Genomic DNA, 26,793 nt, shown 5'->3' on the forward strand with positions numbered 1-26,793 from the left:
TAATTTAAATACTTCCCTCGCTTTCAATCACTAAGACTCTCGCCTCACCAATAGGTTCTGCGTAATGTTTAGTACCGATAGACCCGTGAAATATATCCCCAGTTTGTAAAAGCGATGATTGTATTATGCTGTTATTCTCATAGTGCATCACTACTTCACCGTTTAGGACAACAAAGATTTCTTCGCCTTCGTTGATATGCCAGCAGTAAGGTTTATTGGTCCAGTGTAAACGGGTGGTGATGCCATTCATATTGGCAATGGTTATTGCTTCCCATGGCTTTTCTGCGGTAAAGGACTTTCCTTGAGTGATTTTGCTCATCTTTTTCTTGGTGCTATATTTTTGATGTTCAGGCTAAAGGTCAATAATTCTGTTTTCGAATATTCGCTATGGACACGCTGAGTTGATGCTGGGTGATGTTGCAAGCTTACTCCTGTTCTGTAGGCAACCGATGGACGTATTGGCCTTGGGGTAAAACCACCACCACAATTTGGGCAAACATTTTGAAGTAGGGTGGTGACACAGTCGATACAGAATGTGCATTCGTAAGAGCAGATATATGCTTGTTCTGAGTGAGCTGGTAAATCGCTATCACAGCATTCGCAATTGGGTTTAATTTCTAACATTTTGATTCTCCTGTCTGACACCAGTGATATTCCATTTGTCTGGCTGTTCTTTTTGCAAGGGAGGGACTAAACAACTTTTCTACTAAATGTAAGCTCATATCTATACCTGCTGAAATGCCGGCAGAGGTAATAACTTGTTCGTGGTCAACCCAAGGGATATTTTCAATAATGGGACTATCTGGAAAAGCCGCTTTAAATTCATTTATATTCTCCCAGTGAGTGGTGCATGTCAGACCTTGCAAAAGCCCTGCTTTGGCTAGTAAAAATGCTCCGGTACAGACTGAGGCAGTAATAGGTACTTTCATTGCCTGCTGCGAAATCCATTTTATGACCAGTGCTTTAGTTAATTCATTTGAGTGAAACCCACCAGGTATAATCAGTACACTGAGGTTAGGGTGATTATTAATATTAAATTTAGGTAAAACCTTAAATCCCGCCCTAGCGTTAATGTGCCTTCCTGTTTCACCAATTAGAAAAACGTTGTTGATGTCTGGTTGTTTGCTTAATCGAACAGCCGTGGAGAAAACTTCAAAGGGCCCTGAAAAGTCTAATACTTCGGCATTATCGTAAATATAAATGCCTATATTTAATGAGTGGTTTGTTAACAGCATTAAATTATCTCAGCCTTACAGAAAATCTTTAAAACTTGTTCTGTTAGTTTGGGACCGGCGAGTTCTGGTGAGCCTGATGTAAAAGGTGGCGCTGGGTCATACTCTAGTCCTAATTGAATCATTTTTGCTAGGTCTTCGCCGAAAAGTTGTGCTACCACACTTAGTCCAAAATCAAGACCAGCCGTTGCCCCTCCACCAGTTATGCGATTACCATCAATGACGACTCTTTGTTTAGTAGGCGTTACATTGAACCTCTTTAATATATTTAAGGTTGCCCAGTGACTCGTAGCCTTAAACCCATCTAGTAGCCCTGCTTTAGCAAGAATGAGTGAGCCTGAGCAAACTGACGTTACATAATTTGCTCGATTACCCTGGCCTTCTATAAAGCTCATAAACATTGGGTCGTCTGATACGACTTTTTGTCCCAGGCCACCGGGTATACATAATAGGTCCATTTGTGGTGCGTCTTGAATTGAGCAAGTAGGGTTTACTGAAAAACCCGCATCGGTTTTTACTGCATCATAATTGGCTCCAATTAGGTGAATTTCTGCATCGGGCAGTTGGCTAAATACCTGAGCCGGAGCGGTAAAATCAATTGCTGTGACCTGCGCATAAACGATAAAGCCAAATTTCATGACGTGTCCTTATGAGTAATGATGCAACAAAGATTAGCCGCTAATTTGTTTGACATAAATGACATAAAAATATATTTTTCTGCCAGTATTTTGTTTGTGATAGGGAAGATAATGAATAATGCCAGCCTAGAAACTGCAAATCGTCGAGTGTTATTTGTGATATTTGAGCAGTTCGAGTTATTAGATTTATCCGGGCCTTCTTCAGTATTTAATGGTGCTCAAGGATTGTTGCAAAAGCCTTCTTATCAAGTGTTAACTGTGTCCTCTTCTGGAGGGCTAGTTAAGTCTCGCTCTGGTATTGAAGTGAATAGTCAAAAGTTAGCATCTATCCAGGTTGGTCGTTATGACACTCTTATTGTGGTAGGAGGGAGCCGTGGGGCTATCAAAAAGGTCACTTCTGATACCCTATTACAAGATTGGCTCTTAACTAATATATCTAGGGCTGAACGTATCGGCTCAGTTTGCTCAGGTGCTTTAGTATTAGCCGCATTTGGCTTTTTAGATAATAAAAGAGCTACAACCCATTGGGCTGATGTTGCGCAAATGGCTGATGAGTTTCCCGCTGTTAACGTTGAGCCAGATGCTTTGTATTGTGTTGATAATAATATTTGGACTTCAGCAGGGGTAACCACAGGAATTGATATGGCTTTGGCAATGGTGGGCCAAGATCATCATAATAAAGTCATGCATGAAATCGCTAAATGGTTAGTGGTTTATGTACATCGACCTGGACATCAGTCTCAATTTAGTGAGTTACTTGCAGTACAAAATAACCATAAGTTTTCAGATGTTTTACTGTGGTTAGAAAATAACTTAACTAAGCCTATAAAAGTCTCTGATATGGCTGCACAAGCTTGTTTGACTGAGCGTACATTCTATCGAAAATTTACTAATGAGATTGGAACGAGTCCTTCCAAGTTTTTGGAGAAAAGGCGCTTAAATCGAGCTAAGTTATTATTAGAGCAGGGAGAAGCCGTAAAGGCTGTTCATCAAAAAGTGGGCTATCAATCTGAATTGGGTTTTCGCAATAGCTTTGTGGCTATGTATGGAGTGTCACCTGCTATGTTTAAAAAAATGCATTGCAAGTAGTGTAATCAGAAGAGTTGAAATGCTAGCAGGTATAAAGTTTATACCTGCTAGAAACTAGGGCTTAAAAGAAGCTATAGACTAGTGTTAATGAAGTTTGGGTATCAAGTTTTTCAGTATCATCAGTCACATCAGTGTTGTGGTCCATGATTAAAGACACTTTCATAGACAAGGCACCACTAATTACTGCAGACACTGACGTTTCAGATTTAGATTTGGTGTTATCACTACCTACCTCTGTACTAAGCGCTTGTTTAAAAGTTGAAGTATCAGAAATTTTCCATTGATAGTCTAATGCGCCCCTAACGATGAAGCTGTTTTGCTCTACATCTTCGATTGTTTCGTTAAATGAATAACCTGGACCAATACTATAATTAAATTGGCTAGTGTCATTTTCCCACATTTTTTGTGACCAACCAGCAGCAATAGTTGATTGGTAGTTATAACTGCTGAATCTATCATCTGAATATGAAGCAAAACCAAACAACCTGTGATCAGGGTTTTCTAATTTATAATTTGCTTGTCCAGATAAAAAGAATTTTTGCGCTGTGGTTTCAGAAGGCTGAAGTACACCATCGTCATCTTCTAATTTATCTTTTTTGTATAGAGCTTCAAAAACAAAGTCGTTACTCCATTGATCTAATTCTTGATGCGCAGATAATTTACCTTTTATTGTGCTAGTTTCGGTGTTACCAGTAGTCGCGATATATCCGAATTCGCCGTCCATTGTAAACGGCTTAACTTCGTCAGCTGCGTAAGCATTTCCCGCTGCACAAAGTGCTAGTAAAATAAGAGATTTTTTCATTTCATTGTCCTGTTGTGTATTTCGGTTTTAGTTAGGCCTTTGTTTTATAAGCCGAGTTAGCACACCAATAAATTAGTGTGCACTCTAAAACCATTGATTTTTAAAGAAATTGGTAAACTAAGGTGACGGCAGCTTCGGTATCAAGCTCCTCGTCAGTATTGTTAATGCCAGAGTCATGGTTGAGTATTATACTCAGTTTCATGGCTAAAGCACCCGAAAGGCGTGTAGATAAAGAACTTTCTGACTTTGTTCGAGTATATTCGTTATCTGCTTCGGTACTGAGATATTGTCTAAAGGTTGCTTGAGGAGATATTTTACACTTATATTCCATTGCCGCTCTTACTATAAAACCATTTTGGTCTTCAGTGATTGTGTCAGGCATTTCATCAGATATACTATAGCCAGGGCCTATACTATATCTTAATTCACTTTGTTCGTTGTTCCAAAGCCTAGAAGACCAACCTGCAGCTAAGGCAGCTTGATAGCGGTAGTCATTAAAACGATCTCTTTCAAAATCACTATAAACAAATAGGCGATTGTTAGTATCGGTAAATTTGTAATCAAATTGACTTGATAAAAATAGCTTTTGAGCACTGGCAACATCTTCGGTCTTTCCATCCACTTCAGATTCACTTTGTGTATATAGAAAATCACCGACAAGTTGATAGCTCCAGGTCTGTAACTCTTGGCTAATATTTAATTTTGCAGCGGTAGTCGAGGTGTTGGTATTGCCACTGATAAGTAAAAAGCCAAGCTCACTAATGACCGATAGCTCTTCTTCATCAAAGTTCGGTCTTTCAGTCATGTACATTGACTTCATTATGTCTGGTCTAGCGTAACTATATTGAGGAGCTAGTAATATTAAAAGAATTAAAAACTGTCGCATTGATCAATAAGCATAGTGTTTAGTGTGAATGATTTGTCAAAAGTATATCGAAAAGAAAGGCTTAAGTGGATAGCTTTCATTATAAAAATGTGTCACTAATCTTCTCAATAGCTGGCTTTGTAGCCACTCTATGACAGTGATGGTTTCATAATGTTCAAAATATTTTCAGATTCCATTAGGGCAAATTTGATTGCATCTTGCAAATCTTCTTTATCGACATTTAAGTAATTAAGTATTTCTTGGGTCACTAAATCATCTGTTGAATAATAATCGTTATTTGTCATAGCCACGGCAGCTCTTGCTGAAGTATAAATTACGGCTACATCTATATCCTCTAAAGCTTTATCCTCGTTATGAGCATGCATTACTGGTAAATAAAGTTGTGGAGGTATTTGCCATAACTCCAATAAGTTAGAGCTACAATTTGCATAATTAAACCCCAAAACTTTTTGCTGCAGGCTCCAAGGTGAGATTTGTCTATCATACGTACCACATTGAATGGCGAGTTTAGGAGCGTGCATTGCTACTAATAATTCTCCTATATTGTGTAATAAACCTAATAGGAAAAAGCGTTCGCTTCCTCTGATTTTAATTATTTTTGCTAAATGCTTAGCGACTAAGGCCGCATAGATACTTTGTAACCAAAAGCGTTTTAAATCAATAACATCACTACTGAAATGGTTGAATGCCGAGCTGGCTGTTTCTGCCATTACCAAGTTATACAAAGCCTCTCCTCCAATGACATTTATAGCTTTGGATAAGGAGTCTATTTGAGATTCAAACCTAAATAATGGACTGTTTGCAAGCTTTAAAAGTTTTGATGACAGTAAGGGATCTAAAGCTATTAAGCTACCTAAGTCATTTAAAGAGGATTGCTCATCATCCAACATAGCCCTCAGGCGCAAGCAAACATCCGGCAGCGCAAATGATTGACTCGCTACTTTCGCAATATCAGTTGGTTGAATAGGGGGCATGTTTTATCCTTCAGCATTTAATGTGAATCTATAATAAACGAGAGTTTGATAATTCTGCGTCTCTTCTTAGCGTAATAGGTATGAGTATAGATATATAAAAATTGAACTAACTAGCAACCCAATGAAACTTATAAAGTTTCACCTTCCGTAGCTAAAGGGAGCATCTGCAAATTTATTGGTAGTGCGCCGATCTAGGAGTTTTGAATATATGATTTTGATAGTAATTCAAAATTTATTTGAAATTTAAGGCCCATTAACTTTATAGTCGATTCCCTTGTAAGCTGGGAAATAAAAACTTACGTGACTACAACTATGTACACAGCTGAGCGTGTTGTCAGCACAAACGGTATAGAGATTAACTATGATAGTTTTGGTAAAGAAGAGCACCCTGTAATCATTTTGATTATGGGCCTTGCTACTCAAATGGTTTTTTGGGATGTCAGGTTCTGTGAAATTTTGGCTTCAAAAGGTTATCGTGTGATCAGGTTCGATAATCGTGATATCGGTAAAAGTACTTGGTGTAATTCTGCTAATCCGCCTTCCCATTTAGCTTTGTTGGCAAGTGTTATATTTGGTCGAGCGCTAGATGCGCCCTATTCATTAAATGATATGGCTAATGATACGTTGGGTTTAATGGATTCATTGCAGATAAAACATGCTCATATTGTAGGGGCGTCTATGGGAGGTATGATTGCGCAATTGATGGCTATCAATGCCCCTAATAGAGTGAAAAGTTTGACTTCTATTATGTCAACCACTGGCAATAGACAATTACCAAAACCTAAGCTCATATTTCTGAAAAATTTGTTTAAACGGCCCCCTAAACAAGCTGATGAATTTGTGACATTTGGGTTGTCTTTATGGCAAGCCTTACATGGCAACACGTATCAATTTCAAAAAGAGAAGGTGTCAGAGTTACTAAGGCTGTCGGTTAAGCGAGGGCTTAATCCTAAAAGTAATATTCGTCAGCTTGCTGCCATATTGAGCTCAGGGGATAGAACGCAGGCATTAAAAGCTGTTAAGACCCCAAGCTTAATTCTACATGGGGATGATGACCCTCTGATACCTGTCGCATGTGGGTTTGCCACAGCTCAGGCGATCCCCTATTCAAAAATAAAGGTTTATTCGGGAATGGGGCATACATTGCCCGACGAGTTGTTACCACAGATAGCTAACGATATTCTGGAACTAATAGGGACTGCTAGCTAGTAAGGTCAATAACAACTTATTTATCTTCTGACGCATCACCCAGTAAGTTAAGTTGTGGTGAAGGGTTATCAAGTGATTTTTTACGCCTTGTATTTTGTTGTGCACGCCTTTTTCTAATGCCGCAGGCTTTGACGATTTTACTTTGCACGTCTTGTTCTAATTTTGTCCAGTGTAAACGTTCGTCTCTGGAGCGATAGCAACCTAAACAAAATCCCTTTGGCCCTGATTGGCAAACGCCAATACATGGGCTAGTAATTTCAAAGATTTCAATCTGCTTCACTATTGCCTCAGGTGTTATTGGTCAAAAACGTTTACGGTATTTGAGTTTAGCATACCAAGGTTTTAAGACTGAAAAATAGACAAGTATTAAACCTGTTAAGGTAAACAGCAGAGATAAACCTGCTGCTCCAATCAATAAGGGATGATTAAAGTCTTCACGGTCTTGGTAATCCATAATGTGTAACATCCAGAAAAAATCATACAGACGCCAAATGTCACTGCGTACCGAGACTATTTTTCCAGATTGTGGGTTGATATAAAAACTCGTGTGTATCCAGTCGTCGAAGTTGACTTGATACATTGGCAGATTTAAATGTCTAACCTCAAAAGGAATGGTTTTTAGATTTATGACGGTTTTAGCCTTTGCACCCTTAGCATGGCGAGACTCAGCTAACGCCAGAATGTTCGCCTGGGTAAGATATGGAGCGGGTTTTCCTGTAGAAGGGTTTAGCCAGTATGTTTGTCCTTCAATGTTTACTGCTTCTAGTACCCAGTTGTTTTGACTTAATTTCCAGCTCAGACTTTGCCATTTAGAGAGTGATATATCGTTTGTAACTACAGGCTTTTTAAGATTTTGTTTTAAGGTAGGCAGTAGCAAGTGTTTACCCCGTACATTTTCAATAGGAAATGCACTCATTACCACGCCGCCACTTATCCAAAGTAGGATCTGTATTCCTATCAGACAAGCTATCCATTTATGTAGTTTTCGCCAAAATTTCATCTGACTCTCAAAGGCTGAAAAAAGACCGCATGATTGCGGTCTTGTTGATTTATTACTGCGGGAGTTAAATTACCAAATTTTCACTCTGTCTTCTGGCTTAATGTACATAGCGTCACCTTCTTTTACATCAAAAGCCTTATAAAAAGCATCAACATTGCTGGCGATGCCGTTTACACGATATTCGCCAGGTGAGTGTGGGTCACTCAATAATCTTGCTCTTAATGCATCTTCGCGGTATTTGCTACGCCATACTTGGGCATAACCCATGAAGAAACGTTGGTCACCGGTTAATCCGTCGATAACGGGCGCTTCTTGGTTCTGAAGTGACATCTGGTAGGCTTTGTATCCTATAGTAACACCTGATAAATCGCCTATGTTTTCACCTAAGGTTAGCGAGCCATTTACGTGCTGTCCTTCGATTGGCTCAAACTTGTCAAACTGGGCTACTAGGTTTTGACCTAATGCATCAAAAGCTTCTCTGTCTTGCTCTGTCCACCAACTACGTAGATTACCGTCGCCATCATATTTTGAGCCTTGATCATCAAAACCATGCCCCATTTCATGACCAATTACGGCACCAATGGCACCATAATTAACGGCATCATCGGCGTCCATGTTAAAAAATGGCGGTTGTAAAATACCCGCTGGGAAGACAATTTCATTCCGTATCGGGTGGTAATAAGCATTGATAGTTTGTGGCGTCATGCCCCATTCTGATGTATCAACGGCTTTGCCAATTTTGTTTACTTCATAAAAGTGATCAAAGCGTGAATAACGTAAATAGTTGCCCACTAAGTCATCTGCGCGGATTTCTAGTTCAGAGTAATCTCGCCATTTGTCTGGGTAACCAATTTTAGGGGTAAAGGCTTCTAGTTTTTGCAGCGCCGCTTTTTTGGTTTCTGCGGTCATCCAATCTAGTTGTTGAATGCTTTCTCCATACGCTTTCGTCAGGTTGGTAACTAACGCATCCATTTTGGCTTTTGCTTCAGGCGTGAAATGCTTTTCTACATATTGTTGTCCTAAAACTTCACCAAGTACACCACTGGTAGAGGCTACTGCACGTTTCCAGCGAGGCTGTTGTTCTGGAATGCCATTTAGAGTGGTGGAGTGAAAAGCAAAATGTAAATCCACAAAATCTTGACTTAAACGAGGGGCGTAAGTGTCCACTAAATTGTAGGTTAGGTAGTCTTTCCAGGTTTGTAGACTATGAGAAGCAAAGATATCGGCTACTTTTTCGAAATAAGGCATGTTTCTGACAATTACGTCTTGTACTTGTCCTATACCACCGACCTCTGCGTAGGCATTCCAATCAAAGCTGCCAAGTAAAGCATTAACTTGGGTCGCAGTTTGCTTGTTGTAATTTTTTTCTGCGTCACGGCGCTCAACACTAGAAATATGGCTAGCCGCTATGTCTTTTTCTAACGCCATTATATGACTGGCTGCATCAGTGGCAGATGAGTGCCCTGTTTTTGCTAATACGTCAGCTATGTAGGCCTGTGTCGCCGCTCGGAAATTAACAAACTTCTCATCTTCTTTACTGTAATAGTCTCTATCAGGCAGAGTTAAACCGCTTTGATATAAATACAGTGCCTCGATAGTAGGATTTTTGGCGTCTGGGGTATTGTAGTAGCCAAATGGGCCAGCCACTCCTAAAACATAAAGTTCCCCAAACATTTTAGATAACTGTTCCATGCTTTCTATAGCATTTATGTCATCTAATATCGGCTGTAATGGCGTTAGTCCCAAGGTATTTACCAACTCAACATCCATATAGCTATTGTACATGTCTCCTAATTTTTGAGAGTTTGAGCTTTTCTCTGCGGTACTTTTTGCTGCGTTTTGGATCAAGATTTTAAGATTGTCTTGTGTGTCGTCATAAAGAACATTGAAGACTCCGTAGCCTGATTTATCTGATGGTATCTCTGTTGTCTTTAGCCATTCGCCGTTTACGTGCCTAAACAAGTCATCTTGAATACGAACTGTGTTATCAATAGCCGTTAAATCAATGCCTGAGGTGAGTGGAACTGCCGCTTCTGTTACGCTTGGTGCTGACTCTTCTTTGGTTTCTGGTGGAGTACATGCACTAAGTCCTAGCGCAATACTGACTCCTAATGCTAGTAAATTAACTTTTTTCATCTGTCTACCTGTTACACGGAGTAATGAATTTACTCTCGATTTTAATCGGGGATTTGCCGCGGCATTTTACTGCCTGGTTTAGTGTTGTGCAAAAGTAGCCTGAACTTAAGTGTCAGAAATTGTTTCTATATCTGTATTGCGTCATTATTTTATGGATAAATGTCAAAAGGATTACTTAACCCCTGTTAGGTTGTAAGTAAAAAGTACAACTATTTCACTTTGTTTTGGTCAAAAGACTTATACATGTTTCAAAATAGGCCCCTATGAATTTTTGTATTAAAACTAGTTACTGTGCTTTAGTCTTTTTATTCTCCCAGTGTATACACGCTAACCCAACTATGTTTAGTGATGTAATTAACCCTAATAGCAATCAAGAACTGTCTCAAAATGATTGGCGAAACAGTAGTCTCTCAATGGATAAGTTTATTGATGATTTACTGGAGAAGATGACCTTAGACGAAAAGATAGGACAGCTTGATTTACAAAGTGGTTATAGAGGGGTAACAGGTCCGTTTGTTAACGCAGCTTACGAACAACAAATTAGAAATGGCAATGTCGGGGCTATTTTTAATGCCTATGGGGCGGAATTTGGTAAACGCTTACAAACAATAGCCGTAGAGCAAACTCGCTTAGGCATTCCGATTATCATGGGTCATGATGTGATCCATGGTCATAAAACTATATTCCCTCAATCTATTGGTGAAGCTGCCAGCTGGGACTTAGAAGCCATACGGTTAAGTGCGAAAATTGCAGCTAAGGAGGCGTCTGCTGACGGTATAATGTGGACCTTTGCACCTGTGGCAGACATAGTAAGAGACCCACGATGGGGGAGAGTGTCAGAAAGCGTAGGAGAGGACCCATTACTAACATCTGCTATTTCGGTGGCCAGAGTCAAAGGTTTTCAAGGAGAAGATATCAGCCTAGATGACACTATCATGGCCACTGCTAAGCATTTTGTCGGTTATGGCGCATCTCAAGCTGGCAGAGATTACAATTCTACAGATATATCTGAACATAGTTTGTGGAGCCTTTATTTACTGCCTTTTAAAGCTATGTTAGATGCAGGGGTGACCACATTTATGACAGGTTTTAATGATTTAAATGGTACGCCGGTTACGGGGAATCGCTATTTACTTGAAGATGTACTGAGAGATAAATGGGGGTTCAAAGGGTTTGTTGTAACTGACTACACCGCAGTTAAGGAGTTAGTGGCCCACGGTTATGCCAAAGATGAAAAGCATGCCGCTCAGCTTGCCTTTAATGGTGGGGCAGATATGGATATGGTGGGCCAAACCTACCTAAAATATCTGAAGCTATTAATCGAAGAGAGAAAGGTTTCTGAGGCTAGGTTAAACGGTGCGGTAAGACGAATTCTTGAAATGAAGTGGCGTTTAGGTTTATTTGCAGATCCTTACCGTTATCATGATGATAAGCGCGCCGCTCAGCGCATTCTTACAAAAGAAAACCTCGCCGCAGCTAACGATATGGCAAGACGCTCTATGGTGTTATTAAAAAATCATAATCAAACCCTACCTATTGATACTAAAAAAATTAACAGTATTGCACTTATTGGTCCGTTAGCTGATAACCGCTATGACATGATTGGCAATTGGGCTGGAGCGGGTGACCGTGGAGCGCAACCGGTAACTGTCAAAGAGGGACTTGAAAGTATACTCGGTGAAGACGTCACCACACGTTATGCCAAAGGAGCCACTCACTCATATTTGTTATCTCATACGGGTATGTCTTCACTCATGGACATAGATGTCCCGGTTTCAGGTCAGACTGTACAAGATTTACAAACTGAGATAGATGAAGCTCTTAAGATTGCAAAAGAGTCTGATGTAGTGGTGATGGTTCTAGGTGAAGACCAAAGAATGTCTGGCGAAGCCTCTAGTCGCACAGAGTTAAGTTTACCCGGAAACCAACAAGTACTAATGGAAGCTCTACGTAGCTTGAACAAGCCCCTTATTTTAGTGGTGATGAGTGGTCGACCCAATGATTTAAGGTGGGCTGACAGTAATGTTGATGCCATTTTACATGCTTGGTATCCGGGCACTATGGGCGGGCAAGCTGTGGCTGATGTATTGCTAGGTAAATACAACCCAGCGGGCAAGTTACCTATGACATTTCCAAGAACAGTGGGGCAAGTTCCGCTATTTTATAACCACAAAAACACTGGGCGACCAATAGGCTCTGCTAATCCGGCTCATACGCCTGCAGAATATACTTCCCGTTATGATGATTCTCTCAATTCCCCTCTATACGCTTTTGGTCACGGGCTAAGTTATACCCAGTTTGAATACAGCCCTCCAATATTAAGTAGCGAAAAATTAACGCCTAAAGGTGAACTGACTATAACGGTACAGGTAACAAATATTGGTGATAGAAAGGGGGAGGAAGTCATTCAGCTGTATACACATCAAAAAGTGGGGTCAATTACTCGTCCTATAAAAGAGCTCAAAGGTTTTCAGAAGCTAGAGTTTGCACCTGGAGAAACCAAAAATGTTAAGTTTACCCTCACCCCTGCCGATTTAGCGTTTTTCAGAGCTGATATGACTTGGGGGACAGAGCCTGGAGAGTTCGATGTTATGGTTGGAGGCGCGTCTAATCAAGTTCAGACCCTAGCTTTTACTCTAACAGATTGATGAGTTGATAAAACACGTGTGGTTTTTGTTTGCTTTTAAGAAGTGTAATTTGAATAAATAGGAATATAAAAATGAATAGGTTGCTGCTTTTAGGTTTAGTTTTTTTGAATATTAGTTTTACGGCATCTGCTAGCGAAGGCTTAATACGATATGAAAGTCCCTATTCAGTGGATGAAACTATGGCTCGATTTAAAAACATAGTGCTTGGAAAAGGCTTTACTGTGTTTTCTGTCATAGATCATCAGCAAAATGCCGCTAAGGTAGGATTAGAACTCGAGCCAACTCAAGTCATATTGTTTGGTAACCCTAAAGTGGGTACGCGCTTGATGCAATGCGCTCAAAATACTGCCATCGATTTACCACAAAAAGTGTTGATAACAGAAGATGAAAATAAGGTGTGGTTGGCTTATAACGACCCTAGCTATTTGAAAAATCGTCACCTTATAAAAGGCTGTGACTTGGTTATTAACAAAGTGTCTGGGGCGTTAAGTTCGTTTTCAAAAGCAGCCATCGCAAAGTAAAGAGTAAAGGTATTAACCGCTATTTAAGGCTAATTTGCACATTGTTTCCTTACTTACGCCTGAAATTATTTTAACTTCAGATGTCTGACCTACTGTCATTAATATTATTTTAGTAGGAGCCAATTTATGAAACATAGTAAAATAATTTGCTTTATTTGTTGCTTAGCGCTCACATCTTGTGCCATTGGTCCTGGTGGACGTAGAGGTGGTTCGATACATGGCCACGTGCGAGCGGGTGGCTCAGGGGCCGCGCTTATTTTAGGGGCTGGGGTGTTAATAGGCACCATTATAACGTCATTGCCAAAAAGACATGTTGCCGTTAAAGATGATCTATATTTGTCTGATGGTGTGTTTTATAAACCTACACCTTCTGGATATGTAGCCGTTGCCGCCCCAATAGGGACATGGGTGGCTACTATCCCTAAACAGCACGATGTCGTTCACATTAATAATTATGAGTACTTCAGAAGTCACTCAACTTGGTATCGATATGACTTCGATAAAGAACAATATCAAGTGGTCAGTAATCCCTTTGATAATTGATACTAAGGGGCAAAGTGTCTGTAATTTAGTTTTGTCTAACGCATAAGGAGCTTAGTCATAGCCTAAGTTCCATTAACAATTACACTAAAGCTTTAAATGTCACTGTATATTCAGCTAAGTCTTGGTAAGCAATTGTGGTTTCAACGTCAAAGGCCATGTCTAACACACCTTTGAATGACCCGGTAATAATCACTTCACCAGCTTCAAAGCTAACGCCCCGTTTAGTCATATAATTGATTAACCATACTAGCCCGTCAATGGCTCGAGGGTTGGGGTGCTTACCATCTAGTACTTGAGTACCGCCTTTTTGAGTCACACTAAGTTGTACTGTACTTAACTCGATTGCCGTGGCTTTGTCTACTTCTGGGCCAACAAACACGCCTTGATTCACCATACAATCGGCTAAGCTATCGGCAAACTCTTTATCTGAATCATCAGCATAACGGCTCTGTATTAACTCTAAGGCCATGTGTGTACTGCCGATTGCGTCAATAATTTCAGTGTCTGTATAACCACTGCTGTTTGGTCCAAGGGGCCGAGCTAAGACAAAGCCAATCTCAGGCTCTACCCGGGCCACGCCATTATCTGCGTATAATTCAATAGTATTCGTGTCTTGTTGTACATCAAAAATTGGGGCGACGACTATTTTTCCTTCTGCAGGTGGTAATAAGCACTTCCAACCTTTTACCTTGTGTAGTTTGGCCATTTCACCTTGAATAGCTAATGCATCGTCATTGCTAGTTGGGCGGATTGATTCATCTAAGCAAGGGGCTTTGGTACCTGCTTTACGGCGGCTAAGCAGTTCTTTGGCTGCTGTTTCAAAACTATTCATTTACCTTCTCCATGTATGTGTTTGTTTAGATAATAAAAAAGGGCCAATAGGCCCTTTTAAACATGTTAAACACTAGGTTTTACTTCTTCTTTTTAACGGCTTTAGCGTTAGGTAAATCAGTAATTGAGCCTTCAAAGATCTCAGCAGCTAAGCCGATTGATTCGTTAAGTGTAGGATGAGCATGAATGGTTAAGCCTACATCTTCAGCGTCTGCGCCCATTTCAACGGCAAGACATACTTCACCTAACATTTCACCAGCATTGATACCGACAATTGCACCACCTAAAACACGGCCAGTTTCTTTGTCGAAGATCATTTTAGTTTTACCTTCGGTGCGGGCAGATGCGATAGCACGGCCAGATGCAGCCCAAGGGAAGTTAGCAACTTCAATTTTTAAGCCTTGCTCTTTTGCTTCACGCTCTGTAACACCAACCCAAGCCATTTCTGGATCGGTATAAGCGATTGAAGGAATACAGCGAGGGTCAAATACGTGTTTCTTACCAGAGATAACTTCGGCAGCACAATGTGCTTCGTGTACCGCTTTGTGAGCAAGCATAGGTTGACCAACAACATCACCGATAGCGAAGATGTGGTTAACGTTAGTACGTAACTCGTTAGTTACATTGATGAAGCCACGCTCATCTACTGCAACACCGGCTTTTTCTGCATCGATTAGTTTACCGTTAGGCTTACGGCCAACAGCTACTAGGATCTTGTCGTAACGAACTTGTCCTTCCGGTGCATTTTTACCTTCAAAGGTAACGTACAAACCGTCATCTTTAGCTTCAACTGCAACCACTTTAGTAGACAACATGATGTTGAATTTTTTCTTGTTGTAGTTGGTGTAAACTTTAACTATGTCTGCATCAGCAGCAGGCACTAGTTGGTCAGCAAATTCAACTACAGAGATGTTAGAACCTAAAGCGTTATAAACCGTACCCATTTCAAGTCCGATAATACCGCCACCTAGTACTAACATTTCTTCCGGAACGTCTTTAAGTTCTAAAGCACCAGTTGAATCAATAACACGAGGATCATCATTTGGGATGAAAGGTAAATCTACAACCGATGAACCCGCTGCGATAATAGCGTTATCAAAAGCAATAGTGGTTTCTTTGCCGTCATTACCTGCAACCACTACTGTTTTATCAGATGTGAATTTACCGAAACCATAAACTGTGGTGACTTTACGGCCTTTAGCCATGCCGCCTAAACCACCAGTTAATTGACCAACTACGCTTTCTTTCCAACCACGAATTTTGTCTAGGTCGATTTCTGGTTTGCCAAAAGTCACACCGTGAGAAGCCATTGCTTCTGCATCGTCGATGACTTTAGCTACGTGCAATAGGGCTTTAGAAGGAATACAGCCTACATTTAAGCAAACACCACCTAGTGTTTCGCGGCTTTCTATTAGTACTACATCTAAACCTAAATCTGCAGCTCGGAACGCTGCTGAATACCCACCAGGTCCTGCACCTAATACTACTACTTGAGTTTTAATTTCGCTCATTTGAACCTCAAATTATCCTGTTATGACAGTATGTATGGCTATATCTCTTAAAAGAGTGTGTAAACCATACACTGTGAATAAATATTTTTTAACTTTATTTATGCTGTTAAGCAAAATCGATAACACTTATATGTTATCGATTTGTATTTTTTAAAGTACTAAACGGCGTAAATCGGTTAAGTTGTTAGCAACCTCTGTTGAGAACGCAGCACCTTCTGCACCATCAATCACTCTATGGTCATAAGACAAACTTAACGGAACCATTAATCTGGGTTCAAATTCCTTACCGTTCCATTTAGGTTTCATATCTGACTTAGATACACCTAAAATACCCACTTCTGGTGCATTTACGATTGGAGTAAATGCTGTACCACCAATGCCTCCTAAGCTAGATATAGTGAATGTGCCACCTTGCATGTCAGACGCTTTAAGTTTGCCGTCACGGGCTTTACCAGAAATAACGATTAACTCTTGAGACAGCTCTTCAATGCCTTTTTTGTTTACGTCTTTAATTACCGGTACAACCAAGCCACCAGGTGTCGCTACTGCAATACCAATGTTTACAAACTTTTTAAGAATTAAGCTAGCACCGTCTTCAGATAAAGATGAGTTCATGTTCGGGAACTTCTCCAATGCCCGTGCTACCGCTTTCATCACGAATACGAGTGGCGTAATTTTTAAGCCTGTCTTTTTCTTCGCATGGTAAGCATTTTGTTCTTTGCGGAAGTCTTCGATATCTGTGATATCAGCTTCATCGAACTGAGTAACATGTGGAATAGTTGCCCAGTTGCGATGTAAGAATGGGCCAGAAATTTTCTGAATGCGACCTAAGGCCACTTCTTCAACTTCACCAAACTTACTATGATCAACCGGTTTAACAGGAACAATTTGTAATACATTGTCGCCCACTACTGCACTGCTGCCAGCTGCCGCTTTAGGCGCTGCAAGCGCTGCTTTTACATATGCTTGAACATCTTCTTTTAAGATACGTCCTTTACGACCCGTTCCTTTCACTAAGCTTAAATCTACACCAAATTCACGACCTAAACGGCGAATAGCCGGAGAAGTGTATACTGGACCTGATGACTTAAAGTCACTCGGTGCAGCAGGCGCTGGAGCTGGTTTCGCTTGAGGAGCTGGGGTTGGCGCTGCTGCAGGTGCTGGAGCCGGAGCAGGAGCCGGAGCTGCTGCCGCTGGAGCTGGAGCAGAACCGCCACCTTTGGTCTCAAGTTTAATAACAACTGAACCTTGCTTAACTTTATCACCAGTTTTGATGAACACTTCTTTCACAGTTCCTGCGTGAGTTGAAGGGACATCCATAGTTGCTTTATCAGTTTCTAAGGTGATTAAACCGTCTTCTTCTTCGATTTCATCCCCTACAGCTACAAGCACGTCGATAACGTCTACTTCGCCGTCTTCACCAATATCAGGTACCGCTACTTCAAGGGTTTCACTTGCTGCAGGTGCGGCGGCCGGAGCAGCTGCTTCTGGCGCTGGAGCAGCAGGTGCTGTACTAGCTTCAGATGCAGAGCTAGCGGTTTCTAGTTTAATAACTAGTGTACCTTGTTTAACTTTATCACCAGTTTTGATGAACACTTCTTTTACTGTACCAGCATGGGTAGAAGGTACATCCATAGTCGCTTTGTCAGTTTCGAGTGTGATTAGGCCATCTTCTTCTTCAATGACATCGCCAACTGCTACCAGTACATCGATAACATCAACTTCACCGTCTTCACCAATATCTGGTACGGCAACTTCGATGACTTCGCTAGCACCTGATGTTGCAGGTGCCGGAGCTTCTGCTGGTGCAGGTGCCGCTTCTATAGCTGGAGCTTCAGCTACCGGTGCTGCTGGCTCTTCAGCTGCTGGAGCATCTGCTCCCGCGGCTTTGATTTCGCCTATTACGTCACCTTCTTTTATTTTGTCACCAACGGCAACGGCTAGGCTTGCTAACTCACCAGCAAAAGGTGCGGGGATATCCATTGAAGCTTTATCAGTTTCAACGGTAACGATACCTTCATCAGCTTCTAGTGCATCACCAACGGCAACACAAATTTCAATGATTTCAACTTCTTCGCCACCCACATCAGGGACTAGAATTTTTTGAATATCAGACATATATAAGATTCCTTATCTAGTCGCTATTAAGCGTAAAGTGGATTAAGTTTATCTGTGTTGATATCGAAACGTTTAATTGCTTCTGTTACAACACTCTTTTCTACTTCGCCACGTTTAGATAGTTCGTACAACGAAGCCACTACTACGTAAGCTGCATTGACTTCAAAGTGAGTACGTAAGTTATCACGGCTATCACTGCGTCCGAAACCGTCAGTTCCTAAACAGCGATAATCAGTTTCAATGAATGCACGAACTTGATCAGAATAACCTTTAACATAATCTGTGGCTGCAATTGCAGGACCTGCATCTTTCGTAATAACCTGACCAATGTGAGCAGTAAGAGGCTCTGCTTCTGGGTTTAGCATGTTCCAACGTGTTACGTCTTGGCCTTCACGGGCTAGTTCATTGAAAGAGGTCACTGAGTAAACATCAGAAGATACGTTATAATCAGCGCTTAAGATTTGAGCGGCTTTACGTACTTCATTTAAGATAGTACCTGAGCCCATTAGCTGAACGTTAGATTTAGCTTTTTTCGCTTCAACTCGCTCTAACTTATAAATACCTTTAATGATATCTGCAGCTACGTCATCACCTTCTGGCATAGCAGGGTGCTGATAGTTTTCGTTCATTAATGTTAGGTAATAGAAAACATTTTCGTTTTCACCATACATGCGACGTAAACCGTCTTGTACGATCACTGCTACTTCGTAACCATAAGTTGGGTCGTAAGTAACACAGTTAGGTATCAAGTTAGCTTGAACATGTGAATGTCCGTCTTGGTGCTGTAGGCCTTCACCGTTAAGGGTTGTACGGCCAGCTGTTGCTCCCAGTAAGAAACCACGTGCCTGGCTATCGCCCGCTGCCCATGCTAAGTCACCAACACGTTGGAAACCAAACATTGAGTAGTAAATGTAGAATGGAATAGTTGTCGCATTACAGGTTGAGTAAGACGTACCAGAAGCAACCCATGACGCCATTGCACCTAATTCATTAATACCTTCTTGTAATACTTGGCCTTTTTTATCTTCACGGTAATAAGCAACTTGGTCAGCATCTTGAGGAACGTATTTCTGTCCTTCACTCGCATAGATACCTACTTGACGGAATAAACCTTCCATACCAAATGTACGGGCTTCGTCAGGAATGATAGGCACGATACGTTTACCAATTTTCTTATCTTTCAATAGGCTGTTTAGTACACGTACGAATGTCATAGTAGATGAAACTTGACGGTCACCTGAGCCTTTAAGTATCGCATCAAAAATGGATAGCTCTGGCATTTCAAGTTGTTCTTCAGCTTGCATACGACGTTGAGGTAAAGTGCCGCCTAATGCTTCACGGCGCTCTTTCATGTACTTATATTCAACGCTGTCTTCAGCAAACTTGAAGTAAGGTAAGTCTGGAATCGCTTCGTCAGCAACTGGAATGTTGAAACGGTCACGGAATTGTTTAATTGAATCAACGTCCATTTTCTTAACGTTGTGAGCAATGTTTAATGCTTCACCTGATGCACCTAAACCAAATCCTTTAACGGTTTTAGCAAGAATAACAGTAGGACGACCTTTAGTATCCATAGCTTTTTGATAAGCAGCAAATACTTTAACTGGATCATGTCCACCACGATTTAAGCGGAAAATGTCTTCGTCAGACATATTAGCAACAAGTGCAGCAGTTTCTGGGTACTTGTTGAAGAAGTTCTCGCGAGTGTACTTTCCACCTTTAGCTTTACAGTTTTGGTATTCACCATCAACGGTTTCGCTCATAAGTTGTAGAAGTTTACCTGATTTATCACGGGCGATTAGTGCATCCCAGTAACTACCCCAGATAACTTTCACTACTTCCCAGCCTGCGCCACGGAATGTGCCTTCTAGCTCTTGGATTATTTTACCGTTACCACGTACAGGGCCGTCTAGACGTTGTAAGTTACAGTTAATTACAAACGTTAGGTTGTCTAAGCCTTCGCGAGTCGCTAAGCCAATGGCACCTAATGATTCTGGCTCATCACACTCACCGTCACCCATGTAGCAATATACACGTTGACCAGAACAGTCTTTGATACCACGGTCAGTCAAATACTTTAAGAAACGAGCAGTATAAATAGCCTGCAATGGACCAAGGCCCATAGATACAGTAGGGAATTGCCAGTAATCTTTCATCAAGTGCGGGTGCGGATAAGACGATAAGCCTTCGCCATCACATTCTTGACGGAAATTATTTAATTGTTCTTCAGTTAATGCACCTTCAACAAATGAGCGTGCATAAATACCAGGGGAAATATGACCTTGTGAGAAAATAAAATCGCCACTGTCTTTGTCATTTGGCGCTTTAAAGAAGTGGTTAAAGCCCACATCATACAACATTGCAGATGAAGCAAAACTACCAATATGACCACCTAGCTCTAAATCTTTTTTAGAAGCTCGTAATACAATCATTAGGGCGTTCCAGCGAATTGCAGCACGTATACGGGCTTCAATTGTTTGGTCACCGGGCATTTTTGGCTCTTGTGATGGTGGAATAGTATTTACATAAGCTGTTTTCGCATCAAATGGTAAGTGAGTACCACTGCGGCGAGCTTGATCTATTAACTTCTCTAAAAGGAAATGAGCACGCTCTGGACCTTCATTTTCCAAAACGGCTTCCAATGATTCAAGCCATTCTTGCGTTTCAGCTGAATCTAAATCGATGTTAGGGAGCTCAGACATAGTATTTACTTAGTCTCCAATGTTGTAGGGTAAAAATAAATAAATGACTAAAAATATTAAAATTAGCCAAGGTGTATTTCACTAATGCGTAAGTTAAAAACTTATGCGTATCGTTGCATACCACTTCTTGAACGCCTTATGGCGCTCTGTTCTTGTGTCTGTAACAATAGTTCTTTTTCAACAAATGTTAAGTGGGTGTGACTTTCGTTCCACGCTCTTTGTGGTTTGCCACTTAAAATCGCTGCTAATAATTTCTTATGGTAATTGCGCATTCTTTCAAACATATCTGGACTTCTGGCCAGCATAGTAATGTGACGTTCTAAATTATCTGTAATTAGACTCGCCATGCTTCTCACTAAATGTAAAAAAATGCTGTTTTGTGATGCCACGCAGATCGCAATAAAAAATTCAAAAACGGCTTCTGCTTCTAAGCGAGGGTCATTTTCGATTTGTGCAAGTCCAATAGCTTCAAATTTGTTCTGTACAACTTTTAAGTCACTTGGTGTGCCGCGCATGGCTGCGTAATAAGCAGCCATGCCTTCAACACCTAATCTAAACTCTAGTAAATCAAATTGTGTGCTAGGAGTTTTTGACATCAGGTCAAACAAGGGATCTGCTAGCCCTTTTAATTGGTTGTCGCACACAAAGGTACCCCCGCCTTGTTTACGAATAACAAGGCCTTTTGCTTCTAGTTTTTGTATGGCTTCTCGTACCGATGGGCGAGATACTTCAAATTGTTCGGTTAATGTTCTTTCTGGAGGAAGTTTTTGACCTGCGGCTAATCTACCATCAAGCATCATGGACTCTAATTGTTCCATTATGTCATCAGATATTTTTCTTGATTGCACTCGGCGCATTTAATTTTTCCATCCAACCAGAGGAGTTAACCTTTGGTAAATTGGTAAGACCATTTGGTGCAATAGCTTATTAAACATTTGCGCTGGGGTAAATCTTAATTTTAATTTAACTAATAGCAAGATGCAGGTTAATCCCTTCATGCCATGTAAATTAAGGGGTAAGAGGTACTTGCTTTGTGGTCAGACCTGTTAGTTTATCCAACCAGAAATTGACAAAATTGCAATAACTACCAACAAAAACATCACATTTCGTTTAGCTAAGCGAACTAAAGTACAGGGCTCTTCGGTGCAATCCTCTTCGTCAGGTTCAATTTCTTCTGCCTTTTTAGATACATCTAGCAGTAAGGTTTTTGCAGGTACAGTGGGGTCGGGTAGGTAACTGAGCCAAGTTGGTAAAGCACGTGAAAAATGCCCCACCACTAAAAAACCTAAAGTGGTGATCCGTACTGGAATCCAATCCACAATGGTCAATAAACGTTTGGTTTGAGCGGCGGCAATTTGGTGTTCATCATCGGCTTCTAGTTTATTGGATAATTCGCGAATCAAAACGTATAAAACTGCCCCTGCCGCCCCTAATGCCGCAAACCATAAAATTACGGCTGCGTAATGACGGTAATTCTGCCAGATTAAGTTTTGTCCTATTGAAAGGTCATCAGTCGCATTATTTTTGATTTGTTGTTCGTACATGCTGCATGCCTGCATATCGCCTTTGCTTGCCGCTTGTAAAAAGCATTTATAGGTTGCTCGAATTACAGGGCAACCCATACACACCATCAGAATGACTGTACTTAATACTAGTTCTATTAACCCGCCGGAGAATTTTTGTACTAATAAATAGATACATAAAACAGGAAGTATCACCACTAAAGCTAATACCCAAGATTTTGATGAGGAGTTTAACCAATCTTTTGATTTGATGACTTCTAGATATTTATTGGTATATAACTCGGCTTGCCAATATTTAGATAGAGTGGTTACTCTTTCAATTAATAAAACCAGTAATAAACTGATCAATGTCATGTAAATAGCCTTTTCGAAATTATGGGAAGTGACACAAAAATTATATCACTCTCTATTTGCATATTAATAGCTGTCTGTATCTGGTCCAATCAAATGATATACCAGGGTCGGTTTTTCGTCCTGGGGCAATGTCGTTATGGCCAACAATGCGCCCTAGAGTTATTGCTGGGTAGGTTTGCTGTAATGCAAGGCTGAGGTGTTGCAGGCTTCTATATTGCTCATCTGTGTAGGGAAGATGATCGGCACCTTCAAGTTCAACACCAATGCTAAAGTCATTGCACCTATTTTGACCTTGAAAGCTAGATATGCCTGCGTGCCATGCTCTTTTACTAAAAGGAACAAATTGCACTATATGCCCATCTCTTTGTATTAGGCAGTGTGCAGATACACGGATTTTGTAAATACTGGTAAAATAGGGGTGTAATTCAGGGTTAAGCTTACCAGTAAAAAAGTACTTTATATATTCTCCACCAAATTCATTTGGAGGTAATGAAATATTATGAATAACCAACAAGGAAATATCTGTATTTTCTGGCCTATCGTCACAGTGCGTGCTTGGGTAATATTCAGCTTGTGTTAAAATTGCTTGCTTAATCAACGTATTGGCTATTTTGATTGTTCTGATTTCATTATCATAACAAAGTGAAAGGCAGCTATCGCGTTATTTTATTTGCTATAAATGTAGCTATGCAGCCAATCAAAATTTAGAGGTCGTTATGCTACAAAGTAAAATGGGCAAAGGCATGTTGATTGTTGCTTGGGTAATAGGCCTAGGTTTGCTTACTTTTATGTTTGATGAGCAACTAGCCGAGCAATTTAATCCAAATGCACAGCCTATTTCATCTCAAAATATGGGGGTAGTTGAAGTCAGGCTTAAACAAAATAGAGCAGGGCATTACATTACAGGAGGCGCAATTAACGGACAGCCTGTTGTATTTTTATTGGATACCGGTGCTACGCAGGTTTCTGTGCCTATGCATCTAGCGCAGCAACTAGGGCTGCAACTGGGTAGAGCGTCTAGAGTACAAACTGCTAACGGTAGTGTTCAGGTAGCGCAAACCAGTATTAATCGTTTGTCTATTGGCGATATCCAGCTATTTGATGTGGCTGCCCACTTAAACCCAGCAGTTAAATCAGATGAAATTTTGCTTGGGATGAGCGCCCTTAAACAATTAGAATTCACACAAAAAGGTGAATGGCTTATTTTGAAGCATCTATAAGCCATTTACATTTTCCACTTATATAGAGACGTTATGCAAAATATTGATATTCCATTAGCCGTTAAATTGGCATTATCAGAAGACCTAAATGGCCAAGATGCAGACTTGGGCGATATCACAGCCAATTTAATTCCAGCTGAGCAACATATTACTGCAGAGATTATAACCCGTGAAGCATGTGTATTAGCGGGGGCCGCCTGGGTAACAGAAACCTTTGCACAATTAAATGAAGGTATAAAGCTACTATGGTGTGTAAATGACGGTGAGCAACTGTCTGCTAATCAAACTATTGTAAAGATAACAGGCAATGCAAGGCATATATTGACGGGCGAACGTACAGCTCTTAACTTTTTGCAAACCCTATCAGGTACGGCAACTACTGTGGCTGATTGTGTGGCAGAGCTGGCTGGTACTAATACAAAACTGTTAGATACTCGCAAAACATTACCGGGGATGCGCCTTGCCCAAAAGTACGCAGTGCGCTGTGGTGGCGGCACTAATCATCGAATTGGGTTGTATGATGCATACCTAATAAAAGAAAATCACATTTTCGCCTGTGGATCGATAGAGAACGCAGTAAAACAAGCGCGTCAAGCCAATTCTCAATTAAATGTAGAAGTAGAAGTTGAAAATATTGAAGAGTTAAATCAGGCTATTTTAGCTAAGGCTGATATTATAATGTTGGATAATTTTGACAACCAAATGATTCAACAAGCTGTCGCAATTAATGCTGGAAAGTGTAAGTTAGAAGTATCTGGAAATATCACTAAACCTAGGCTGAAAGCCCTTTCACAGTTAGGGGTAGACTATATTTCGTCTGGTGCCCTAACTAAAGATATTAAAGCAATTGACCTTTCATTACGTGTAATTTGATAAGTTAGTTAAGGTGCATGTTAAAAGTAAATAGCTAGAGTTAATTAGTAACCGTTTTAAAGCCAACACTTAAGTATGTTTTTGGATACTTGCTAGAAAGGGATCCCGATCTATACTGAACAGGAATTCAAAAACAACGCTGTAAAACTTAAACGCTAAACAACTTAATTTATTTTACTTTTATATTGGAGATACACCATGAACATGACTCAAACTAACACTATGAAAAAACAAAACGGCTTCACACTTATCGAATTGATGATTGTTGTTGCTATTATCGGTATTTTGGCTGCTATCGCATTACCAGCTTATCAGTCTTATACAGAAAAAGCTCGTTTTACTGAAGTAACTAATGCGACTGCGCCTGCAAAGACAGCTGTAGAGATTTGCGTACAAATGGGAAATGCACTTACCGATTGTAATTCAAGTACAACGACTGATCCAACTGACATCCCTGAAGCTGTTACAGCGGCAGCTGGAATTCCTGGTTTAAGTGTTACTTCTGGAGTTATAACGGCTACTAAGCCTTCGGACTCAAATATTAATGGTACAAGTGCTGCTTCTTATGTCTTGACGCCAACAGTTGCGACAAATGGTGGAATTACTTGGGCAGAAACCTGTACTCCATCAACACTTTGTTAAGTTATTCATTTTGAAATGAGCCCGGAATATCCGGGCTTTTTTGATTCTACAACCTAGAGTGTGAGTGTTATGGCATCTTTTACCCCAACTACTTTTACCTATCAAGGCAATAATAAAAATGGCCAAGCTGTAAAAGGTGAAATTTCGGCTATGAATGTTCTTGAAGCTAAAAACCAGCTTCGGCGACAAGGTATTGCTGCTAAACGAGTTAAAAAATTAGCTAAACCGTTATTTGGTAAAGGTGGCGAAAAAATAACTCCGGCAGATATCGCTATGTTATCTCGGCAAATTGCTACTATGTTAACCGCCGGGGTGAGCTTAATACAAACCTTAGAGATGATAGCTACAGGCCATGCCAATATGAGCATGCGTAAACTCTTGGTAGAAATTACTGCAGAAGTCAGTGCTGGTAATCCACTATCTGACACTTTACGTAAGCATCCTAAATATTTTGATGATTTATATTGCGACCTAGTTGAAACCGGTGAACAATCTGGTGCCCTAGAAACCATTTATGACAGAATCGCTTTATATAAAGAAAAAGCTGAGGCACTCAAGTCAAAAATTAAGAAAGCTATGTTCTACCCTATTGCGGTAGTGGTAGTTGCAGTAATTGTAACGGTAATATTACTTATTTTTGTGGTGCCACAGTTTGAAGAGATATTTTCTAGTTTTGGTGCCGAATTGCCAGCCTTTACTCAATTTGTTTTAGGCATATCAAGGTTTCTGCAAGACTATGGTGTATTTGTTGGGGCTGGGGTGTTTGCTGCGGGGTTTTTGTTTAAGAAAGCCCATAGTAAATCCCGAAACTTACGAGATTCAGTTGACAAAAAAGTCTTAAAAATCCCTGTGATTGGTGAAATACTTAAAAAAGCCTCAGTGGCTCGTTTTACCCGAACCTTGTCGACTACCTTTGCAGCTGGCGTACCCTTAATTGGTGCTTTGGATTCAGCTGCAGGAGCTGCTGGTAACGCGGTATTTAGAGATGCAATCTTATTTGTAAAAAAAGAAGTGGCGGGCGGGATTCAAATGAATGCAGCCATGCGCTCTACGGGTACTTTTCCTGAAATGGTGGTGCAAATGATAGCCATAGGTGAAGAGTCGGGCTCGGTGGATGAAATGTTAGGTAAGGTAGCAAATATTTATGAGGCTGAAGTGGATGATATGGTTGACGGCCTTACCAGTTTACTAGAGCCCATGATTATGGCTGTTTTAGGTGTAGTAATAGGTGGTTTGATTGTTGCCATGTATTTGCCAATTTTCGAAATGGGTAACGTTGTTTAGATACCTTAGAGTATCACTGATACCTATTTTATATGATTTATCTGTTCTGATAGCTTG

Annotated in this window: 26 protein-coding genes; 9 read left to right on the forward strand and 17 right to left on the reverse strand. The window is 40.6% G+C overall.

All coding sequences use genetic code 11. The features are described 5' to 3' along the window. Positions 1-4: 4 nt before the first annotated feature. Genes EOK74_RS02350 through EOK74_RS02365 form a run of 4 tightly spaced genes read right to left on the reverse strand, consistent with a single transcriptional unit; the run spans position 5 to position 1,870 of the window. Positions 5-319, reverse strand: a complete 315-nt coding sequence (locus EOK74_RS02350; RefSeq protein WP_133468302.1) for a cupin — start codon at positions 317-319, stop codon at positions 5-7. Then, on the reverse strand, positions 316-624 hold the full coding sequence (locus tag EOK74_RS02355; RefSeq protein WP_133468303.1) for a DUF1272 domain-containing protein: 309 nt from the start codon (positions 622-624) through the stop codon (positions 316-318). Before EOK74_RS02355 ends, EOK74_RS02350 begins: the two co-directional genes overlap by 4 nt. Beyond that, complete coding sequence (locus tag EOK74_RS02360) at positions 618-1,235, reverse strand: DJ-1/PfpI family protein (RefSeq protein ID WP_133468304.1); 618 nt, start codon at positions 1,233-1,235, stop codon at positions 618-620. The genes EOK74_RS02355 and EOK74_RS02360 overlap by 7 nt, the downstream gene beginning before the upstream one ends. Beyond that, entirely contained in the window at positions 1,235-1,870 is a 636-nt protein-coding gene (locus tag EOK74_RS02365; RefSeq protein WP_133468305.1) for a DJ-1/PfpI family protein, read from the reverse strand. Before EOK74_RS02365 ends, EOK74_RS02360 begins: the two co-directional genes overlap by 1 nt. Positions 1,871-1,981: 111 nt before the next feature. Between EOK74_RS02365 and EOK74_RS02370 the strand changes: the two genes are divergently transcribed. Further along, entirely contained in the window at positions 1,982-2,959 is a 978-nt protein-coding gene (locus tag EOK74_RS02370) for a GlxA family transcriptional regulator (protein ID WP_133468306.1), read from the forward strand. A gap of 61 nt (positions 2,960-3,020) precedes the next feature. On the opposite strand, the gene EOK74_RS02375 is transcribed toward EOK74_RS02370, so the two are convergent. The 3 genes from EOK74_RS02375 to EOK74_RS02385 form a co-directional block, all read right to left on the reverse strand. After that, positions 3,021-3,761, reverse strand: coding sequence for a DUF481 domain-containing protein (locus EOK74_RS02375; RefSeq protein WP_133468307.1), 741 nt, complete (start codon positions 3,759-3,761; stop codon positions 3,021-3,023). A gap of 100 nt (positions 3,762-3,861) precedes the next feature. Further along, the gene (locus EOK74_RS02380) at positions 3,862-4,566 is read right to left on the reverse strand and encodes a DUF481 domain-containing protein (protein ID WP_239023982.1); all 705 of its coding nucleotides are present in this window, start codon (positions 4,564-4,566) and stop codon (positions 3,862-3,864) included. A 209-nt stretch (positions 4,567-4,775) separates the two neighbouring features. Continuing rightward, on the reverse strand, positions 4,776-5,621 hold the full coding sequence (locus tag EOK74_RS02385; RefSeq protein WP_133468309.1) for an HDOD domain-containing protein: 846 nt from the start codon (positions 5,619-5,621) through the stop codon (positions 4,776-4,778). 300 nt (positions 5,622-5,921) lie between these two features. On the opposite strand from EOK74_RS02385, the gene EOK74_RS02390 reads away from it, so the two are divergent. Then, positions 5,922-6,830 carry an alpha/beta fold hydrolase gene (locus EOK74_RS02390; protein WP_239023983.1) on the forward strand — a complete coding sequence of 303 codons (909 nt, stop codon included), beginning with the start codon at positions 5,922-5,924 and terminating at the stop codon, positions 6,828-6,830. Positions 6,831-6,846: 16 nt separating this feature from the next. Here the strand turns inward: EOK74_RS02390 and EOK74_RS02395 are convergent, their stop codons facing one another. The 3 genes from EOK74_RS02395 to EOK74_RS02405 form a co-directional block, all read right to left on the reverse strand. Further along, positions 6,847-7,110 (reverse strand): DUF1289 domain-containing protein, encoded by a 264-nt coding sequence (locus tag EOK74_RS02395; protein ID WP_133468310.1) that lies wholly within the window; start codon positions 7,108-7,110, stop codon positions 6,847-6,849. 21 nt (positions 7,111-7,131) lie between these two features. Continuing rightward, on the reverse strand, positions 7,132-7,830 hold the full coding sequence (locus tag EOK74_RS02400) for a hypothetical protein (RefSeq protein WP_133468311.1): 699 nt from the start codon (positions 7,828-7,830) through the stop codon (positions 7,132-7,134). Positions 7,831-7,899: 69 nt separating this feature from the next. Continuing rightward, complete coding sequence (locus tag EOK74_RS02405; RefSeq protein ID WP_133468312.1) at positions 7,900-9,966, reverse strand: M13 family metallopeptidase; 2,067 nt, start codon at positions 9,964-9,966, stop codon at positions 7,900-7,902. Positions 9,967-10,229: 263 nt separating this feature from the next. Between EOK74_RS02405 and bglX the strand changes: the two genes are divergently transcribed. The 3 genes from bglX to EOK74_RS02420 all read left to right on the forward strand — a co-directional run bounded on the left by bglX (position 10,230) and on the right by EOK74_RS02420 (position 13,678). Beyond that, a complete protein-coding gene (gene bglX / locus EOK74_RS02410) occupies positions 10,230-12,614 on the forward strand; it encodes a beta-glucosidase BglX (protein ID WP_133468313.1) in 2,385 nt (794 codons plus the stop codon). Positions 12,615-12,685: 71 nt separating this feature from the next. Then, positions 12,686-13,135, forward strand: coding sequence for a DUF302 domain-containing protein (locus EOK74_RS02415; RefSeq protein ID WP_133468314.1), 450 nt, complete (start codon positions 12,686-12,688; stop codon positions 13,133-13,135). A gap of 126 nt (positions 13,136-13,261) precedes the next feature. Next, positions 13,262-13,678: a DUF6515 family protein gene (locus tag EOK74_RS02420; RefSeq protein ID WP_133468315.1), complete on the forward strand. Its 417-nt coding sequence runs from the start codon at positions 13,262-13,264 to the stop codon at positions 13,676-13,678. Positions 13,679-13,757: 79 nt separating this feature from the next. Here the strand turns inward: EOK74_RS02420 and EOK74_RS02425 are convergent, their stop codons facing one another. The 7 genes from EOK74_RS02425 to ampD all read right to left on the reverse strand — a co-directional run bounded on the left by EOK74_RS02425 (position 13,758) and on the right by ampD (position 23,315). Continuing rightward, on the reverse strand, positions 13,758-14,510 hold the full coding sequence (locus EOK74_RS02425) for a hydratase (protein WP_133468316.1): 753 nt from the start codon (positions 14,508-14,510) through the stop codon (positions 13,758-13,760). A 79-nt stretch (positions 14,511-14,589) separates the two neighbouring features. Beyond that, positions 14,590-16,020 (reverse strand): dihydrolipoyl dehydrogenase, encoded by a 1,431-nt coding sequence (lpdA, locus tag EOK74_RS02430; protein ID WP_133468317.1) that lies wholly within the window; start codon positions 16,018-16,020, stop codon positions 14,590-14,592. A 150-nt stretch (positions 16,021-16,170) separates the two neighbouring features. After that, positions 16,171-18,138, reverse strand: coding sequence for a pyruvate dehydrogenase complex dihydrolipoyllysine-residue acetyltransferase (gene aceF / locus EOK74_RS02435; RefSeq protein ID WP_133468318.1), 1,968 nt, complete (start codon positions 18,136-18,138; stop codon positions 16,171-16,173). A 26-nt stretch (positions 18,139-18,164) separates the two neighbouring features. Next, entirely contained in the window at positions 18,165-20,840 is a 2,676-nt protein-coding gene (gene aceE / locus EOK74_RS02440) for a pyruvate dehydrogenase (acetyl-transferring), homodimeric type (protein ID WP_133468319.1), read from the reverse strand. 101 nt (positions 20,841-20,941) lie between these two features. Next, positions 20,942-21,697, reverse strand: coding sequence for a GntR family transcriptional regulator (locus EOK74_RS02445; protein ID WP_133468320.1), 756 nt, complete (start codon positions 21,695-21,697; stop codon positions 20,942-20,944). Between the two features lie 189 nt (positions 21,698-21,886). Beyond that, positions 21,887-22,717, reverse strand: a complete 831-nt coding sequence (gene ampE / locus EOK74_RS02450) for a beta-lactamase regulator AmpE (protein ID WP_133468321.1) — start codon at positions 22,715-22,717, stop codon at positions 21,887-21,889. Between the two features lie 52 nt (positions 22,718-22,769). Then, positions 22,770-23,315: a 1,6-anhydro-N-acetylmuramyl-L-alanine amidase AmpD gene (gene ampD, locus EOK74_RS02455; RefSeq protein ID WP_133468322.1), complete on the reverse strand. Its 546-nt coding sequence runs from the start codon at positions 23,313-23,315 to the stop codon at positions 22,770-22,772. A 118-nt stretch (positions 23,316-23,433) separates the two neighbouring features. Between ampD and EOK74_RS02460 the strand changes: the two genes are divergently transcribed. The 4 genes from EOK74_RS02460 (at position 23,434) to EOK74_RS02475 (ending at position 26,736) form a co-directional block, all read left to right on the forward strand. Next, on the forward strand, positions 23,434-23,937 hold the full coding sequence (locus EOK74_RS02460) for a retropepsin-like aspartic protease family protein (RefSeq protein ID WP_133468323.1): 504 nt from the start codon (positions 23,434-23,436) through the stop codon (positions 23,935-23,937). Between the two features lie 33 nt (positions 23,938-23,970). Beyond that, positions 23,971-24,810: a carboxylating nicotinate-nucleotide diphosphorylase gene (nadC, locus tag EOK74_RS02465; protein WP_133468324.1), complete on the forward strand. Its 840-nt coding sequence runs from the start codon at positions 23,971-23,973 to the stop codon at positions 24,808-24,810. Positions 24,811-25,008: 198 nt separating this feature from the next. Further along, positions 25,009-25,452 carry a pilin gene (locus EOK74_RS02470; RefSeq protein ID WP_133468325.1) on the forward strand — a complete coding sequence of 148 codons (444 nt, stop codon included), beginning with the start codon at positions 25,009-25,011 and terminating at the stop codon, positions 25,450-25,452. A gap of 69 nt (positions 25,453-25,521) precedes the next feature. Beyond that, the gene (locus EOK74_RS02475; protein ID WP_133468326.1) at positions 25,522-26,736 is read left to right on the forward strand and encodes a type II secretion system F family protein; all 1,215 of its coding nucleotides are present in this window, start codon (positions 25,522-25,524) and stop codon (positions 26,734-26,736) included. The last annotated feature ends 57 nt before the right edge of the window (positions 26,737-26,793 follow it).

The sequence above is a fragment of the Paraglaciecola marina genome (assembly GCF_004360155.1).
Taxonomy (GTDB): Bacteria; Pseudomonadota; Gammaproteobacteria; order Enterobacterales; family Alteromonadaceae; genus Paraglaciecola; species Paraglaciecola marina.

Excerpts from the sequence above, each read along its gene's own strand:
- EOK74_RS02350 (WP_133468302.1), bottom strand. The coding sequence starts at position 319 with ATGAGCAAAATCACTCAAGGAAAGTCCTTTACCGCAGAAAAGCCATGG.
- EOK74_RS02355 (WP_133468303.1), bottom strand. The coding sequence starts at position 624 with ATGTTAGAAATTAAACCCAATTGCGAATGCTGTGATAGCGATTTACCA.
- EOK74_RS02360 (WP_133468304.1), bottom strand. The coding sequence starts at position 1,235 with ATGCTGTTAACAAACCACTCATTAAATATAGGCATTTATATTTACGAT.
- EOK74_RS02365 (WP_133468305.1), bottom strand. The coding sequence starts at position 1,870 with ATGAAATTTGGCTTTATCGTTTATGCGCAGGTCACAGCAATTGATTTT.
- EOK74_RS02370 (WP_133468306.1), top strand. The coding sequence starts at position 1,982 with ATGAATAATGCCAGCCTAGAAACTGCAAATCGTCGAGTGTTATTTGTG.
- EOK74_RS02375 (WP_133468307.1), bottom strand. The coding sequence starts at position 3,761 with ATGAAAAAATCTCTTATTTTACTAGCACTTTGTGCAGCGGGAAATGCT.
- EOK74_RS02380 (WP_239023982.1), bottom strand. The coding sequence starts at position 4,566 with ATGACTGAAAGACCGAACTTTGATGAAGAAGAGCTATCGGTCATTAGT.
- EOK74_RS02385 (WP_133468309.1), bottom strand. The coding sequence starts at position 5,621 with ATGCCCCCTATTCAACCAACTGATATTGCGAAAGTAGCGAGTCAATCA.
- EOK74_RS02400 (WP_133468311.1), bottom strand. The coding sequence starts at position 7,830 with ATGAAATTTTGGCGAAAACTACATAAATGGATAGCTTGTCTGATAGGA.
- EOK74_RS02405 (WP_133468312.1), bottom strand. The coding sequence starts at position 9,966 with ATGAAAAAAGTTAATTTACTAGCATTAGGAGTCAGTATTGCGCTAGGA.
- bglX (WP_133468313.1), top strand. The coding sequence starts at position 10,230 with ATGAATTTTTGTATTAAAACTAGTTACTGTGCTTTAGTCTTTTTATTC.
- EOK74_RS02415 (WP_133468314.1), top strand. The coding sequence starts at position 12,686 with ATGAATAGGTTGCTGCTTTTAGGTTTAGTTTTTTTGAATATTAGTTTT.
- EOK74_RS02420 (WP_133468315.1), top strand. The coding sequence starts at position 13,262 with ATGAAACATAGTAAAATAATTTGCTTTATTTGTTGCTTAGCGCTCACA.
- EOK74_RS02425 (WP_133468316.1), bottom strand. The coding sequence starts at position 14,510 with ATGAATAGTTTTGAAACAGCAGCCAAAGAACTGCTTAGCCGCCGTAAA.
- lpdA (WP_133468317.1), bottom strand. The coding sequence starts at position 16,020 with ATGAGCGAAATTAAAACTCAAGTAGTAGTATTAGGTGCAGGACCTGGT.
- aceF (WP_133468318.1), bottom strand. The coding sequence starts at position 18,138 with ATGTCTGATATTCAAAAAATTCTAGTCCCTGATGTGGGTGGCGAAGAA.
- aceE (WP_133468319.1), bottom strand. The coding sequence starts at position 20,840 with ATGTCTGAGCTCCCTAACATCGATTTAGATTCAGCTGAAACGCAAGAA.
- EOK74_RS02445 (WP_133468320.1), bottom strand. The coding sequence starts at position 21,697 with ATGCGCCGAGTGCAATCAAGAAAAATATCTGATGACATAATGGAACAA.
- ampE (WP_133468321.1), bottom strand. The coding sequence starts at position 22,717 with ATGACATTGATCAGTTTATTACTGGTTTTATTAATTGAAAGAGTAACC.
- EOK74_RS02460 (WP_133468323.1), top strand. The coding sequence starts at position 23,434 with ATGCTACAAAGTAAAATGGGCAAAGGCATGTTGATTGTTGCTTGGGTA.
- nadC (WP_133468324.1), top strand. The coding sequence starts at position 23,971 with ATGCAAAATATTGATATTCCATTAGCCGTTAAATTGGCATTATCAGAA.
- EOK74_RS02470 (WP_133468325.1), top strand. The coding sequence starts at position 25,009 with ATGAACATGACTCAAACTAACACTATGAAAAAACAAAACGGCTTCACA.
- EOK74_RS02475 (WP_133468326.1), top strand. The coding sequence starts at position 25,522 with ATGGCATCTTTTACCCCAACTACTTTTACCTATCAAGGCAATAATAAA.